This is a genomic window from Nonomuraea sp. CA-218870, assembly GCF_050936535.1.
Lineage (GTDB): Bacteria > Actinomycetota > Actinomycetes > Streptosporangiales > Streptosporangiaceae > Nonomuraea > Nonomuraea corallina.
Genome location: NZ_JBNJMN010000001.1, coordinates 3072599 through 3086337 on the forward strand (window position 1 = coordinate 3072599; position 13739 = coordinate 3086337).

Below are 13739 nucleotides of genomic sequence, written 5' to 3' on the forward strand. Positions count from 1 at the left end.
CCGACCCCCGAAGGAACGACTGTGCCCTCACCGCCATTCGTCACGATGCTGAGACCGGTCCTGATCGGCGTCCTCACCACCGCGCTGGCCGCGGCGTGCGTCCTCCTCGCCCCCGTCGCCCCGGCCCGCGCGGCCACCACGACCCTGTACGCCTCACCCGGCGGCACCGGCACCGCCTGCACCTCCGACCAGCCGTGCTCGCTGACCGCGGCGCAGGCGGCGGTACGGTCCCTGAACGCCGCGATGACCGGTGACCTCGTCGTGGAGCTGGCCGGCGGGGTGTACCGGCTGTCCGCGCCGCTCCGGCTGACCGCTGCCGACTCCGGCAACAACGGCTACACCGTCAGGTGGCAGGCCGCGGCGGGGGCCGTCCCGGTCATCAGCGGAGCCAGGGCCGTCACCGGATGGACCCTGGCCGACCAGGGGCGCAACATCTGGCGCGCCGCCGTCGCGACCGGCGTCGACACCCGGCAGCTGTACGTCGACGGCGCGCTCGCCACCCGGGCGCGCACCGCCGTCAACCGGTCCGACTTCACCGCGAGCAGCACCGGGCTACGGTTCACCAGCGGCGCGCTGAGCTACCTCAACGACCTCGCCGACGCGGGCCGGGTGGAGATGGAGAGCGTCGGCTCCTTCACCGACAGGTACGCGCCGGTGCAGAGCATCAGCGGCAACCTCATCACCATGCGCCAGCCCGCCTGGAACAACAACAACTTCGGGTACGACACCTTCACCAGCCCGCACCGGGCCGGGCCGCTCCACCTGGTCAACGCCTACGAGTTCCTCGACTCGCCGGGGGAGTGGCACCTCAGCCCCGCGACCGGCGCCCTGTCCTACATCCCGCTCGCCGGGCAGAACATGAGCCAGGTCAGCGTGGAACTGCCGGTGCTCCAGTCGCTCGTGCAGGTGGGGGGAACGTACGACGCGCCCGCGCACCACCTCACCTTCAGCGGGATCACCTTCACCGGCACGAGCTGGCTCGGCCCCAGCGGCGACCAGGGCTACGTGGACCAGCAGACCGGCGCCTACATGGCGGGCACCTGGAACTGGCCCGCCTTCACCGCCTGCCACCAGGGCTGCCGGCAGTTCGAGGCGACCCGGCCGAACTGGTACCAGATGCCGGCCGCCGTGCAGGTCTCCGCGGCGAACACGGTCACCTTCACCGACTCGCGCTTCCTCAACCTGGGGCAGACGGCCATCGGCATCGGCAACGACGCCAACGCGCACGCCAGTGGCGTCGGCCTGGGCGCCGCCGGCGTCACCGTCACCCGGTCGGAGATCGCCCGCGGCTCGGCCGGCGGCATCGTGATCGGCGGCGTGCGCGCGGACGCGCACCACCCGGGCGACCAGCGGATGGTCAACCGGAACATCACCGTCAGCCACAACCGGATCCACGACCTCGGGCTCGACCACCGGGGAGTCGTCGCGGTCCTGTCCACCTACGTCACCGGCACCGACGTGTCCCGCAACGAGGTGTACAACATGCCGTACACCGGCCTGTCGATCGGGTACGGCTGGGGCGCCAACGAGCCCGGCGGCAGCACCCACTACGCCAACCGCGGCCTGTACGACTTCCAGCCGCGCTACACCACGCCCACCACCGCCTCCGGCAACCGGCTCGTCGGCAACTACGTGCACGACGTCATGCAGCAGATGACCGACGGCGGCTGCGTCTACACGCTGTCGTGGAACCCGGGCGCGGTGATCAGCGACAACCACTGCCTGCGCACCAACGGCTGGTTCGGCATCTACTTCGACGAGGGCTCGCGGTACTACACCGTCAGGAACAACGTGCTGGCGAACACCGGCACCTGGGCCACCGCCAACTACTGGTACGGCGAGAACATGGGCGACTTCACCGTCACCGGCAACTGGTCGACCAACGGCAGCACCAACGTCACCAACGGCGACCGCGGCAACGTGGTGAACAACAACGTGACCGTCGCCAACGGCGCCTGGCCGGCCGGGGCCCAGGCCGTGATCGCGTCCGCCGGGCCCGGCGGGCAGCCTTCAGGGGACACGGGCCCGTTCCGGGGCGTGGCGTCGAACCGCTGCCTGGACGTCAACGGCGCGTCCCAGGCCAACGGCGCGCAGGTGCTCATCTGGGACTGCAACGGCCAGGCCAACCAGCAGTGGACCGCGACCAGCGCCGGTGAGCTGCGGGTGTACGGCGGCAAGTGCCTGGACGTGAACGGGGCCGGGACCGCCGACGGCACCGCGGTGATCATCTGGGACTGCAACGGCCAGAACAACCAGAAGTGGCGGCACAACGCCGACGGCAGCATCACCGCCGTGGGCGCGAACAAGTGCCTGGACGTCAGCGCTACCGCCAACGGCACCAGGACGCAGATCTGGACCTGCCACGGCGGCGCCAACCAGAAATGGACTCGCACCTGACGGGGGCCGGCTCCCCAGCGGCCCCGAGGGCCGCGGGGTGCCGCCCCGCCCCGACCGGTCTTCCTGTCACAGGAGGGAACACCCATGTCCCGACGTCCGTGGCTCACCTTGCTGACCACGATGGCACTCGTCACCTCCGGGGTACTGGCGCTCGACGCCTCCCCGGCGGACGCTCTCGACATCCCGCCGTCCGACTACCAGCAGGTGCCGCTCGCGTCAGGCGGCGGCGAACTGGGTGAGGCGATGTCGCTGGCCGTGCTGCCGAACCGGTCGGTGGTGCACACGGCGCGCGACGGCACGGTGCGCGTTACCGACGCCGCCGGCGTCACCAAGGTGGCCGGCCGGCTCAACGTCTACACCCACGACGAGGAGGGGCTGCAGGGAGTGGCGGTCGACCCCGGCTTCGCGTCGAACCGGCACCTGTGGCTCTACTACTCCCCGCGCCTCAGCACCCCGACCGGAGACGCGCCGAGCACCGGCACGCAGAGCCAGTTCGACCAGTGGAAGGGCGAGCTGTACCTGTCCCGGTTCACCCTCAAGACGGACGACACCCTCGACCTGACCAGCGAGAAGGTGGTCCTCCGGGTCCAGAACGACCGCGGCCAGTGCTGTCACGTGGGCGGGGACATCGACTTCGACGCGGCCGGCAACCTGTACCTGACCACCGGCGACGACACCAACCCGTTCGAGTCGAGCGGCTACTCCCCGCTGGACGAGCGGACCAACCGCAACCCGCAGTTCGACGCCCAGCGCTCCTCCGCCAACACCAACGACCTGCGCGGGAAGGTCCTGCGCGTCAAACCGCAGCCCGACGGCACGTACACGATCCCGTCCGGCAACCTGTTCCCGCCGGGGACGGCGAGGACCCGGCCGGAGATCTACGCGATGGGCTTCCGCAACCCGTTCCGGATGAGCGTGGACAAGGCGACCGGCATCGTCTACCTCGGCGACTACGGGCCGGACGCCGGGGTGACCAGCTCCACCCGCGGCCCGAGCGGGCAGGTGGAGTTCGACCGCATCACCGGTCCGGGCAACTACGGCTGGCCGTACTGCACGGGCACGAACACCACCGCCGAGACGTACAACGAATGGAACTTCGCCACCAACAGCACCGGCCCCAAGTACGACTGCGCGAACGGCCCGACGAACAACTCCTTCCGCAACACGGGCCTGACCACCCTGCCTCCGGCCAAACCGGCGTGGATCCGGTACGCGGGGGACGCGGGAAGCCCGCCGGAGTTCGGCTCCGGGTCGGAGTCGCCGATGGGCGGCCCGGTCTACCGGTACGATCCCGGCCTGAACTCGGCGGTCAAGTTCCCCCAGGCGCTCGACGGGCGGTACTTCGCGGGCGAGTACGGCCGGCGCTGGATCAAGGCGATCGAGGTGAGGCAGGACGGCTCCTACGGCGAGATCTCGGCGTTCCCGTGGACGGGGACGCAGGTGATGGACCTGGCCTTCGGCCCTGACGGAGCCCTGTACGTCCTCGACTACGGCACCGGGAACAACAACCAGGCGCTGTACCGCATCGAGTACATCGGCGGCGCCAACCGCAACCCGATCGCCAGGGCGTCCGCCGACCGCACGTCGGGACCGGCCCCGCTGGCCGTGAACTTCTCCTCGGCGGGCAGCTCGGACCCGGAGGGCCGCGCCCTGACCTACGCGTGGGACTTCGGCGACGGCACCGCCTCCACTGCGGCGAACCCGGCCAAGACCTACACCGCGAACGGCACCTACCAGGTGACGCTCACGGTCCGGGACCCCGAGGGTCTCACCGGCACGGCGAGCGTGCTCGTGACCGTCGGCAACACCGCGCCGACGGTCACCCTGACCACCCCCGTCCACGGGCAGCCGTTCTCCTTCGGTGACACCGTGCCCTTCCAGGTCGCCGTCAGCGATCCGGAGGACGGCACGATCGACTGCGGCCGGGTCACCGTCGCCTACTTCCTCGGCCATGACAGCCACCGCCACCAGATCACCTCGGCGACCGGCTGCTCGGGCTCCCTCTCGGTGCCGGTCGACGGGGAGCACGACGCCGCGGCCAACATCTACGGCGTCTTCGAGGCCTCCTACACCGACGGGGGCGGTCTGACCTCCACCAGCACCCGCACGCTCCAGCCGCGCCACCGGCAGGCGGAGCACTTCGGCGCCCAGCAGGGCGTCCAGACGGCCGACCACGCCACCGCGGAGGGCGGCAGGACGGTCGGCTTCACCGACGACGGCGACTGGATCTCCTTCCAGCCGTACCACCTGGGCGCCGCGACCAGGATCACCGCCCGGGTGTCCTCAGCCGGCGCGGGCGGCAGGATCGAGGTGCGGGCGGGGTCGGCGACGGGCACGCTGCTGGGAACGGTGAACGTGGCGAGCACCGGCGGCTGGGACACCTTCGCCGACGTCTCGGCGAGCCTCAGCGGCGCGCCGGCCGGCACGACCACGTTGTACCTGGTCTTCCGCGGCCCGACCGGACAGGGCCACCTGTTCGACGTGGACGCCTTCACCCTCGACACCGGCACCCCGTCCCCGGGCGGCACGAGCGCGCTGCGCGGCGTGGCGTCGAACCGGTGCCTGGACGTCAACGGCGCGTCCCAGGCCAACGGGGCGCAGGTGCTCATCTGGGACTGCAACGGCCAGGCCAACCAGCAGTGGACCGTCACCAGCGCCGGGGAACTGCGGGTCTACGGCGGCAAGTGCCTGGACGTGAACGGGGGCGGGACCGCCGACGGCAGCGCGGTGATCATCTGGGACTGCAACGGCCAGAACAACCAGAAGTGGCGGCTCAACGCCGACGGCAGCATCACCGCCGTGGGCGCGAACAAGTGCCTGGAGGTCAACGGCACCGCCAACGGCACCAGGGCACGCATCTGGACCTGCACCGGAGGAACCAGCCAGCGCTGGACTCGCGTCTGAAAGGGACATCCATGTTGCGACATCTGATCCCCGCCGCCCTCGGGCGCACCGCGGGGAGCGGCAGGAAGACCTCGGCGCCGCGGCGCCTGCCGGCGGTGGCGGTGGCGGCGGTCACCGCGGCCGCGACGTTGATCCCCGCCATCCCCGCCCAGGCCGCCGCCTTCAAGGTCCTGGTGTTCTCCGAGACGGCCGGGTTCCGGCACGACTCGATCCCCACCGGCATCCAGGCGATCCGCGACCTGGGGGCGGCCAACGACTTCGCCGTCGACGCCACCGAGGACTCCAGCGCCTTCACCACGGGCAACCTGGCCCAGTACGGGGCGGTGGTGTTCCTCAACACGACCGGTGACGTGCTCGACGACAACCAGCAGGCCGCCTTCCAGGCGTACGTGGACGGCGGGGGCGGCGCCGTAGGAGTGCACTCGGCCGCGGACACCGAGTACAACTGGCCGTATTACGGGCAGCTGATGGGCGCCTGGTTCGCCAGCCACCCGGCGATCCAGCAGGCCACCGTACGGAACGAGGACCGGGCGCACGCCGCGACCGCCCACCTGGGGCCGACCTGGTCACGCACCGACGAGTGGTACAACTACCGCGCCAACCCCCGCCCGAACGTCCGGGTGCTGCAGAGCCTGGACGAGAGCAGCTACAGCGGCGGCAGCATGGGCGACCACCCGATCACCTGGTGCCGCCCGCAGGCCGCCGGCCGCGCGTTCTACACCGGCCTGGGGCACACCCGCGAGTCGTACGCCGACCCGAACTTCCGCGCGCTGCTGCTCGGCGGCATCCGGTACGCGGCCAAGGCCACCAACGCCGACTGCCGCCCGGAGACCGGGTACACGACGTTGTACAACGGCTCGACGACGGGCTGGTCGCAGGCGGGGCCGGGGTCGTTCGCCAACAGCGACGCCACGCTGAGCTCCCAGGGCGGCATGGGGATGCTGTGGTACAACGCCAAGGAGTTCGGCTCGTACTCCCTCAAGCTCGACTGGAGGGTGACCGGTGACTCCAACTCAGGCGTGATCGTCGGGTTCCCGGCCACCGGCGACCCCGCCACGGCGCTCGCCACCGGATACGAGGTGCAGATCGACGCGACCGACTCCCCGGACAGGACGACCGGCGCGATCTACGGGGTCAAGTCCGCCGACCTCGCCGCCCGCGACGCGGCGCTGAACCCGCCGGGGCAGTGGAACACCTACGAGCTGCTGGTGGAGGACGAGCGGCTGCAGGTGTTCCTGAACGGCAGCAGGATCAACGACTTCACCAACGCGGACCCGGCCCGCTCACTGCGGCAGGGCCATATCGGCATCCAGAACCACGGGTCAGGCGACGTGGTGTCCTTCCGCAACGTCCGCGTCAAGGAACTGACCGGCACGCCGGGCGGTACGGGCGCGCTCAGGGGGGCCGGGTCGAACCGGTGCCTGGACGTCAGCGGCGCCTCCCAGGCCAATGGCGCGCAGGTGCAGCTCTGGGACTGCCACGGGCAGGCCAACCAGCAGTGGACCGCGACCAGCGCCGGTGAGCTGCGGGTGTACGGCGGCAAGTGCCTGGACGTGAACGGGGGCGGCACCGCCGACGGCACCACGGTGATCATCTGGAACTGCAACGGCCAGAACAACCAGAAGTGGCGGCACAACGCCGACGGCACGATCACGGCCGTCGGCGCCGGCAAGTGCCTGGACGTCAACGGCACCGCCAACGGCACCAGGGCACGCATCTGGACCTGCACCGGAGGAACCAACCAGCGCTGGACCCGCGGCTAGACCGGTCATGCGACCGGCGCGGCGATCCAGGCCGCCGCGCCGGTCACCTCCGGCGCCGGGGCGCGCTCAGCGGCCGGTCCGGGCCAGGGCGGTCAGGAGCCCTTTCACCTCGGTCGCCTCGTAGGAGTCACGGTCGAAGGGACCGATGATCAGCGGCCCGTCGTCGGGGAGATCGGGCAGCCGGCCGTGACTGCCCCGCACCGGCGCCGGGTCGAGCGGCACCACCCGCATCGTGTACCGGAAGCCCAGCTTCTTCCTGGCGAGCGCCGCCGCCGCGCGCAGCTTGACGAACGGATCGCCCGGGTCCATGAACAGCTCGGCGGGGTCGTAGCCGGGTTTGCGGTGGATGTCGACGAGCCTGGCGAAGTCCGGGGCGCGGTCGTCGGAGAGCCAGTAGTAATAGGTGAACCAGGCGTCCGGCTCCGCCACCGCGACGAGCTCGCCCGCGCGTTCGTGGTCGAGCCCGTACTTCGCCTTCCCCGCCTGGTCGAGCACCTCGTCCACGCCGGGCAGCCCGGCGAGGACGGCGCGGGTGCGGCCGAGGTCGCCGGGGTCGCGCACGTACACGTGGGCCACCTGGTGGTCGGCCACGGCGAAGGCCCGGGACGCCCACGGGTCCAGATACTCCATCCCGGCCTGGACGTAGACCTCCAGGAGCCCCGCGGCGCGCAGCGCCCGGTTGACGTCCACCGGGCGCGACACCGGGGTGATCCCGTACTCGGAGAGGACGACGATCTCGGCGTCCTCGGCCAGGAGCGGGGCCAGCGCGGCGTCGACGGCGCGGGCGGCCGCGATCGCCTCTGGACCTGCGGGGCCGTACCGCTGGAGGTCGTAGTCGAGGTGGGGCACGTAGACCAGCAGCAGATCCGGCCGTTCGCGGGCCAGGATGCGGCGGGCGGCGGCGATGATCCACGCGGAGGAGGCGATCCCCGCGTTCGGCCCCCAGTAAGTGAACAGGGGGAACGGCCCGAGCGCGGCCTCCAGGTCGTCGTGGAGCGAGGGCGGGCGGGTATAGCAGTCGGGCGACTTGCGGCCGTCGGCGTGGTAGACGGGACGCGGGGTGACGAGCAGGTCGGCCGGCGCGCCCATCGCGTACCACCAGCAGACGTTGGCGGTGCGCAGGCCGGGCTCGGCGGTCCAGAGCTGGTCGCCCTGGATGAGCGCGTTGTGCTGGCGCCACAGCAGCACCTCGCCGAGATCCCGGAAGTACCACCCGTTTCCCACGATGCCGTGGTCGCGGGGCGGCGCACCGGTCAGCAGGGTGGCCTGCATCGAGCAGGTGACGGCGGGCAGCACGGGCCGCAGCGCGGCCGCCGAGCCGGCTTTCGCCAGGCTCGCCACGTTCGGCATGTGCGCGAGCAGCCGCGGGGTGAGCCCGACCACGTTGACCACGATCAGCGGTGCCATCACGTCTCCTTCAGCCCGAGGGCGGCCAGCTGCCCCCGCATCCAGTCGAGCTCGGCGGTGATGCCCCGCGCGATGTCGGCCGGCGCGCCGGGGAGCACGTGCCAGGTGTAGGTCTCCACCTCGACGTGCCTGGTCAGCGGGTGCTCCCCGCCGAGCGTCGTCTCCAGCAGATCCCGCAGGTACGGGGCGCTGGTGGTGAGCGGAGGGGGCGGCGCGTCGTGCAGCGGGACGTGGAAGTGCACGCGCCAGCTCTCGTCCGCGGGCAGGCCGCCGGCCAGCGCCTCGCCCAGGTCGTCGGCGTACCCGGTGGCGGAGCGCGTCTGGTGGAGGAACCGCGGCTCGGCGAACGCGGCCAGTGCCCGCTGCGCCCCCGGCGGCGCCACGAGGGCGCACGACGCCTGGATCTTCACGATCGGCAACCCGGTGGCGGCGGCCGCGCCGGGCTCCTCGAACCCCACGGCCATGTGGCAGGCGTCCAGGCACAGGCCGAGGTGGTCGTGGTCCACGTCGCCCAGCAGGGCGCGCGCCTGTGCCGTGGTCTCCACGACGCAGCCGGGCTCCGGCTCGAAGCCCAGCCGGATCACCTTGCCGGTACGGCCGGCCAGCGTGCGCAGCCCTTCGGCGGCCGCGTCGAGGTTGGCCGTCACCGCCGCCGCCTTCTCGCTGGTCCACCCGGTCCGCCAGGCGAGGGGAAGGGTCGAGATCGTGCCCTCGGCGACGTCGTCCGGCAGCAGCGAGGCGAGGATCCGGGCGAGCCCGAGCGTGTGGCGCAGCCGCTCCGCGTCGGCCCAGTCGGGGGTGTAGACCCGGTGCTTGACGACCTCGTCCTGGAAGCCGCGGTAGGGGAAGCCGTTGAGGGTGACGACCTCCAGCCCGAGCGCGTCCAGCCGCTCGCGCAGCGCCGCGAGCTCCTCCGGCCGGGCGGTGAGGCCGGCGGCGGCGTGCCGGGACAGCCACAGCCCCAGCCCGAGCCGGTCCACGCCGAGCAGGCGCCTGACCCGCGCCGCGACGCCGGACAGCTGGCCGTGGATGCCGGGCAGGTCCTCGGCGGCGTGCACGTTGGTGCAGTAGGCCAGATGCACCGTCGAGCCGTCCGGATGGCGCAGCCGCATGGTCAGCCCCGCTTGATCGTGTTGCCGGCGTAGTCGGATCCGGCCTCGGACCCAGAGCTGAGATCGAGCCGGCCGCTCTGACCGTAGAAGGCGGCGGGATTGCGCCACAGGACCTGGTCGACGTCGTCCTCGCCGAAGCCGGCCGCGAGCATGGCGTCGGCCACCTCGCGTGTCTTGAGCGGATCGCTCCGTCCCCAGTCGGCGGCCGAGTTCACCAGCATCCTGTCCGTGCCGTACTCCTTGAGCAGGGTCACCATCCGGCCCGGGTCCATCTTGGTGTCCGGGTAGATCGAGAACCCCATCCAGCAGCCCGAGTCCGCGACCATGCCGACGGTCAGCTCGTTGAGGTGGTCGACGAGCACCCGCCCGGCGGGCGTCCCGGCGGCCCGCACCACGTCGAGCGTCCGGCGGGTGCCCGCGGCCTTGTCCCGATGCGGGGTGTGCACCAGCACCGGGAGATCGTTCTCCTGGGCCAGGGCCAGCTGGACCTCGAACGCCCGTTCCTCCTCAGGCGTCATCGCGTCGTAGCCGACCTCGCCGACCGCGACGACGGAGTCCTTCAGCAGGTATCGCGGCAGCTCGGCCAGCACCGGGGCGCATCGGGGATCGTTCGCCTCCTTCGGGTTGAGCGCGAGCGCGCAGTGGTGGCGGATGCCGTGCTGCGCGGCTCGGTAGGGCTCCCAGCCGAGCAGCGCGTCGAAGTAGTCGAGGAAGCTGCCGACGTTGGTGCGGGGCTGCCCCAGCCAGAAGGCGGGTTCGACGACGGCCCGGACCCCCGCGTCGTACATGCGCCGGTAGTCGTCGGTGGTCCGGGAGGTCATGTGGACGTGGGGGTCGAAGATGCGCATTCAGATCCTCTCCAGGACGTCGGCCGGGACGGGCCGGCCCGCCGCCCGCAGCTCGGCCGCGTAGTCCGCCAGCATCCGGGCCAGCTCGGCGTCGAAGCGGCGGTCCAGCCCGGCGACCGCCGTCAGGGGGATCGACATGAAGACGCACTTGAGCACCCCCTGCCGGAAGGCGTGGTCGCTCAGCCACGCGGAGCCGTAAGGGCCGAGGGCCGCGGCGACCAGCCGCGCGTCGTTGGTGCGCAGCGCGTCCTCCACCAGCGCGACCGCCGTGCCGTCCAGGTCGAGCTCGTGCAGGCTGGTCAGGATCGCCAGCCGTTCGCCGCTGTCGCCGGCCTCGTACAGGCTCCGGATCACCGCGTGGTCGCCGCGCAGCGCGCGGAGCAGCGCGCGCCGCGTGCCGGGACCGCCCCGCCGTTCGGCCTGCGGGAAGAGGCGGTGGATCGCGTGCGGGTCAGCCTCGACCTGCCGGACGGCCGATGCCGGCCACTCCTGCGCCGGCTCGTTCATGTGCCCTCCTCAGGAACGCGATCGATCGGTGGGCGACCTGCGGGGCCGCGTGGCTGTGCCGGGCCAGTTCCACGGCCACCAGACCGGTGTAGCCGCGCAGGGCGGCGAGCACCGGCACGAAGTCGATCTCACCCTCGCCGAACTCCAGGTGCTCGTGAACTCCCCGGCGCATGTCCTCGATCTGCACGTGCACGGTGTACGGCAGCGCCCGCCGCAGGCAGGTGACCAGGTCGTCCCCCTCCACGCAGTGACAGTGCCCGACGTCGAGGGTGAGACCGAAGCGGGGATGGGCGTCGAGCATCGCCCGCAGCCGCTCATAACCGTCCAGGTCGGCGACCAGCATCCCGGGTTCGGGCTCGAACCCCAGCGTGACACCCACCCGGTCGGCCTCGTCGAGCAGCCGGGCGCACCGGCGGGCCAGCCGCGGGTACGCCTGCGCCTCCGGCAGTCCGCCGGGCCTGGCGCCGCTCCACAGGTGCACCACGGGCGCGCCCAGGTCCGCGGCGACGCGCATCGCCGTGATCAGGAAGTCCACCCGGGGTCCGGCGTCCTCGCTGACGAGGGTCGGATGGTGCTTGCGCACGGGATCGAGGGTGTAGCGACCGCCCGTCTCGACCACGACGTCCATGCCGAGCCGGTCGAGCAGCCCGGCGATCCTGGAGACCTCCCCGGCCAGGGCGGGGGAGTGGGGGTCGAGATGACCGTGGTCGAGCGTGACGGCCACCCCCGTGTACCCCAGATCGGCGAGGACCGCGAGCGCCTCGGGGAGCCGGTGACCGGCGAAGCCGTTGGTGCAGTAGGCCCACTTCACGACGTCGCCACCCGGGAGGAGAGCCACCGGCCCATGGGCAGCGAGCACAGCAGCGCGCCCGCCGTCCCGAACCGGCCGCCGCCCGCGACCGCCGCCGCCTGGAGCGGGATCAGGCCGAGGATGCTCAGCCGGACGGCCCGCCGCACGTTCTCGGGGTCGGGCAGGGTCCGTAACCCGGCCTGGACCGGGAGGGTGGAGGCGAGGTAACCGGCGATGAGGACGCCCGCCCCGGCCCGCGCGGCGGCTCCGCCCCGCGCGCAGGAGGCGGCCGCGAGCCCGGCCGCCACGGTGCTGGCCGCGACCGCGCGGCCGGCGGTCCCCGGCGCCGCCCCCGTCACCTCGGCGCGGCCCAGGACGCTGATGCCGTACGTGTGCGCGCCTATCGCCAGCGCGACCGGCAGGGCGGCCCTGGTCTGCTCGCCCGCCCCGAGCAGCACGTCGAGCACCCGGCAGGCCGCCATCGACGCCGGTCCTGCCGCCGTCCTCTTGAGACGCAGGTCGTAGGCCCACACCGCGCCGGCCAGCAGGCCCGCGACGGTGACAGCGCGACGGCCGCCGGCCAGGGCGGCGGCGGCCAGGCCCGCGCCGGTCAGGGTGGCCGCGAGCCCGAGCGCGGCGCCCGGGCGGACCCGGCCCGACGGGATCGGGCGCTCGGGACGCTCGACGGCGTCCGTTTCGCGGTCCGCCCAGTCGTTGAGCGCCATCCCCGCCCAGTACACGAGCACCGACGCCAGGGCCAGGCCCGCCGCCGGGCGCCGTCCCGCGGCGGCGGCCCCCGCCATGGTGTCCCCCGGCACCGACAGCGCGGCCGGCGCGCGGATCAGTTCCAGCAGCGCTCTCATGCCAGCTCCTCGGCGAAGGCGCGCAGCCGGGCGTACTGGGTGGCCAGGGCGTGCTCGCCCGTCCCCATCGGGCTTTTGAAGAAGTACCCGAGCTCGGGCAGGACGCCGTGCCGCCCCTTCTCGTGCGCGCGGCCGACCAGCCGGGCCAGATCCAGGACGAGCGGAGCGGCCAGCGCCGAGTCGCAGCCCTGCCAGGTGAACTGCAGCGTCATCCGGACGCCGAGGAAGCCTTCGAAGCTCACGTGGTCCCAGGAGGTCTTCCACTCCCCGAGATCCGGGACGTAGTCGATGTGCGTCTCGCCCTCCACGGGTTCTCCCAGGACCTTCGCGACGACCTGGTCCTTGGAGAGCCGCTTGCTGGACCTGGCGGCCGGATCGGCGAGCGTCGCCCCGTCGCCGCCGCCGAGCAGGTTGAGCCCGGACCAGGAGCGGACCCGCAGGGCCCGGTCGGCGAACATGGGCGCCAGAGCGCTCCTGACCAGGGTCTGGCCGGTCTTGCCGTCACGTCCCGCGTACGGCACGCCTCGCCGGGCGGCGAGCTCCGCCAGGGCGGGCAGGGTGGGCCCGGTGGAGGGGGTGAACTCCACATAGCCGCATCCCGCCTGGAACGCCGCGTAGGCGTACAGCGAACTCGGCGGCAGGACGTCGTCCCCCGCCGCGAGCCGCTCCTCGAGATCGGCCAGCCGCTCGAACTCCGGGCGTGGGTCCACCGGAGGCTCGGTCGACGACACGTTGACGACGACCACCCGGGCCAGCCCGTGCCGGGCGCGGAAGCCGGTGATGTCATCGATCAGGCGGGTCGCCGCCGGTCCGCCGCCGGGGACGTAGCCCGGCCGGATCTCGGCGTCGGCGGCCTCCAGGTCGGACGCGAGCAGCTCCGGGAGGTCCGCTGAGACGACCTCCGCTCTGCCCAGCTGCTCGGCACGCTTGCGCAAGGAGGTCTCTGCGATGTCATGGCCGCCGAAGACCAGGTCGGTCAGCGGAACCAGTCGTCCGGGAAAGCCGGGGGACTCGCTCACGCAGCCACGGGGGGACGCCGCTCCCGCCCTGACGGCCGCGGCGCCCACGATGGCGGTCGTCGCCACGGACCCTCGTGCCCCGATGAGCCACACACCGAGCTTGTCCATGAAAGCTCCATCGTGTCGGGA

The 13739-nt window shown here is 72.5% G+C and carries 10 protein-coding genes; 3 read left to right on the top strand and 7 right to left on the bottom strand.

Going from position 1 to position 13739, the window contains the following annotated elements; genetic code table 11:
• Positions 1 to 45 precede the first annotated feature (45 nt).
• The 3 genes from ACQEUU_RS14955 (at position 46) to ACQEUU_RS14965 (ending at position 7064) form a co-directional block, all read left to right on the top strand.
• Entirely contained in the window at positions 46 to 2397 is a 2352-nt protein-coding gene (locus ACQEUU_RS14955) for a ricin-type beta-trefoil lectin domain protein (protein WP_433065834.1), read from the top strand.
• Positions 2398 to 2481: 84 nt separating this feature from the next.
• Entirely contained in the window at positions 2482 to 5301 is a 2820-nt protein-coding gene (locus ACQEUU_RS14960; RefSeq protein WP_433065837.1) for a PQQ-dependent sugar dehydrogenase, read from the top strand.
• A gap of 11 nt (positions 5302 to 5312) precedes the next feature.
• Positions 5313 to 7064, top strand: a complete 1752-nt coding sequence (locus ACQEUU_RS14965; RefSeq protein WP_433065839.1) for a ThuA domain-containing protein — start codon at positions 5313 to 5315, stop codon at positions 7062 to 7064.
• 66 nt (positions 7065 to 7130) lie between these two features.
• Here ACQEUU_RS14965 and ACQEUU_RS14970 read toward each other — a convergent pair whose 3' ends face one another.
• From ACQEUU_RS14970 to ACQEUU_RS15000, 7 genes are read right to left on the bottom strand one after another with little or no spacing between them, the layout of a single operon-like run.
• Positions 7131 to 8471, bottom strand: a complete 1341-nt coding sequence (locus tag ACQEUU_RS14970) for an alkaline phosphatase family protein (protein ID WP_433065842.1) — start codon at positions 8469 to 8471, stop codon at positions 7131 to 7133.
• Complete coding sequence (eboE, locus tag ACQEUU_RS14975; protein WP_433065845.1) at positions 8471 to 9583, bottom strand: metabolite traffic protein EboE; 1113 nt, start codon at positions 9581 to 9583, stop codon at positions 8471 to 8473. The genes ACQEUU_RS14970 and eboE overlap by 1 nt, the downstream gene beginning before the upstream one ends.
• Positions 9584 to 9585: 2 nt before the next feature.
• On the bottom strand, positions 9586 to 10431 hold the full coding sequence (locus ACQEUU_RS14980) for a TatD family hydrolase (RefSeq protein ID WP_433065848.1): 846 nt from the start codon (positions 10429 to 10431) through the stop codon (positions 9586 to 9588).
• Complete coding sequence (locus tag ACQEUU_RS14985; RefSeq protein ID WP_433065850.1) at positions 10432 to 10938, bottom strand: EboA domain-containing protein; 507 nt, start codon at positions 10936 to 10938, stop codon at positions 10432 to 10434.
• Positions 10883 to 11749, bottom strand: coding sequence for a sugar phosphate isomerase/epimerase family protein (locus tag ACQEUU_RS14990; protein WP_433065853.1), 867 nt, complete (start codon positions 11747 to 11749; stop codon positions 10883 to 10885). The genes ACQEUU_RS14985 and ACQEUU_RS14990 overlap by 56 nt, the downstream gene beginning before the upstream one ends.
• Positions 11746 to 12591 (bottom strand): SCO3242 family prenyltransferase, encoded by an 846-nt coding sequence (locus tag ACQEUU_RS14995; protein WP_433065856.1) that lies wholly within the window; start codon positions 12589 to 12591, stop codon positions 11746 to 11748. The genes ACQEUU_RS14990 and ACQEUU_RS14995 overlap by 4 nt, the downstream gene beginning before the upstream one ends.
• Positions 12588 to 13718 carry an inositol-3-phosphate synthase gene (locus tag ACQEUU_RS15000; protein WP_433065859.1) on the bottom strand — a complete coding sequence of 377 codons (1131 nt, stop codon included), beginning with the start codon at positions 13716 to 13718 and terminating at the stop codon, positions 12588 to 12590. The genes ACQEUU_RS14995 and ACQEUU_RS15000 overlap by 4 nt, the downstream gene beginning before the upstream one ends.
• Between the last annotated feature and the right edge of the window lie 21 nt (positions 13719 to 13739).

What these genes read in the sequence shown, in the direction of transcription:
- ACQEUU_RS14970 (WP_433065842.1), bottom strand. Translation starts at nt 8,471, where the DNA reads ATGGCACCGCTGATCGTGGTCAACGTGGTCGGGCTCACCCCGCGGCTG.
- ACQEUU_RS15000 (WP_433065859.1), bottom strand. Translation starts at nt 13,718, where the DNA reads ATGGACAAGCTCGGTGTGTGGCTCATCGGGGCACGAGGGTCCGTGGCG.
- ACQEUU_RS14955 (WP_433065834.1), top strand. Translation starts at nt 46, where the DNA reads ATGCTGAGACCGGTCCTGATCGGCGTCCTCACCACCGCGCTGGCCGCG.
- eboE (WP_433065845.1), bottom strand. Translation starts at nt 9,583, where the DNA reads ATGCGGCTGCGCCATCCGGACGGCTCGACGGTGCATCTGGCCTACTGC.
- ACQEUU_RS14995 (WP_433065856.1), bottom strand. Translation starts at nt 12,591, where the DNA reads ATGAGAGCGCTGCTGGAACTGATCCGCGCGCCGGCCGCGCTGTCGGTG.
- ACQEUU_RS14965 (WP_433065839.1), top strand. Translation starts at nt 5,313, where the DNA reads ATGTTGCGACATCTGATCCCCGCCGCCCTCGGGCGCACCGCGGGGAGC.
- ACQEUU_RS14980 (WP_433065848.1), bottom strand. Translation starts at nt 10,431, where the DNA reads ATGCGCATCTTCGACCCCCACGTCCACATGACCTCCCGGACCACCGAC.
- ACQEUU_RS14985 (WP_433065850.1), bottom strand. Translation starts at nt 10,938, where the DNA reads ATGAACGAGCCGGCGCAGGAGTGGCCGGCATCGGCCGTCCGGCAGGTC.
- ACQEUU_RS14960 (WP_433065837.1), top strand. Translation starts at nt 2,482, where the DNA reads ATGTCCCGACGTCCGTGGCTCACCTTGCTGACCACGATGGCACTCGTC.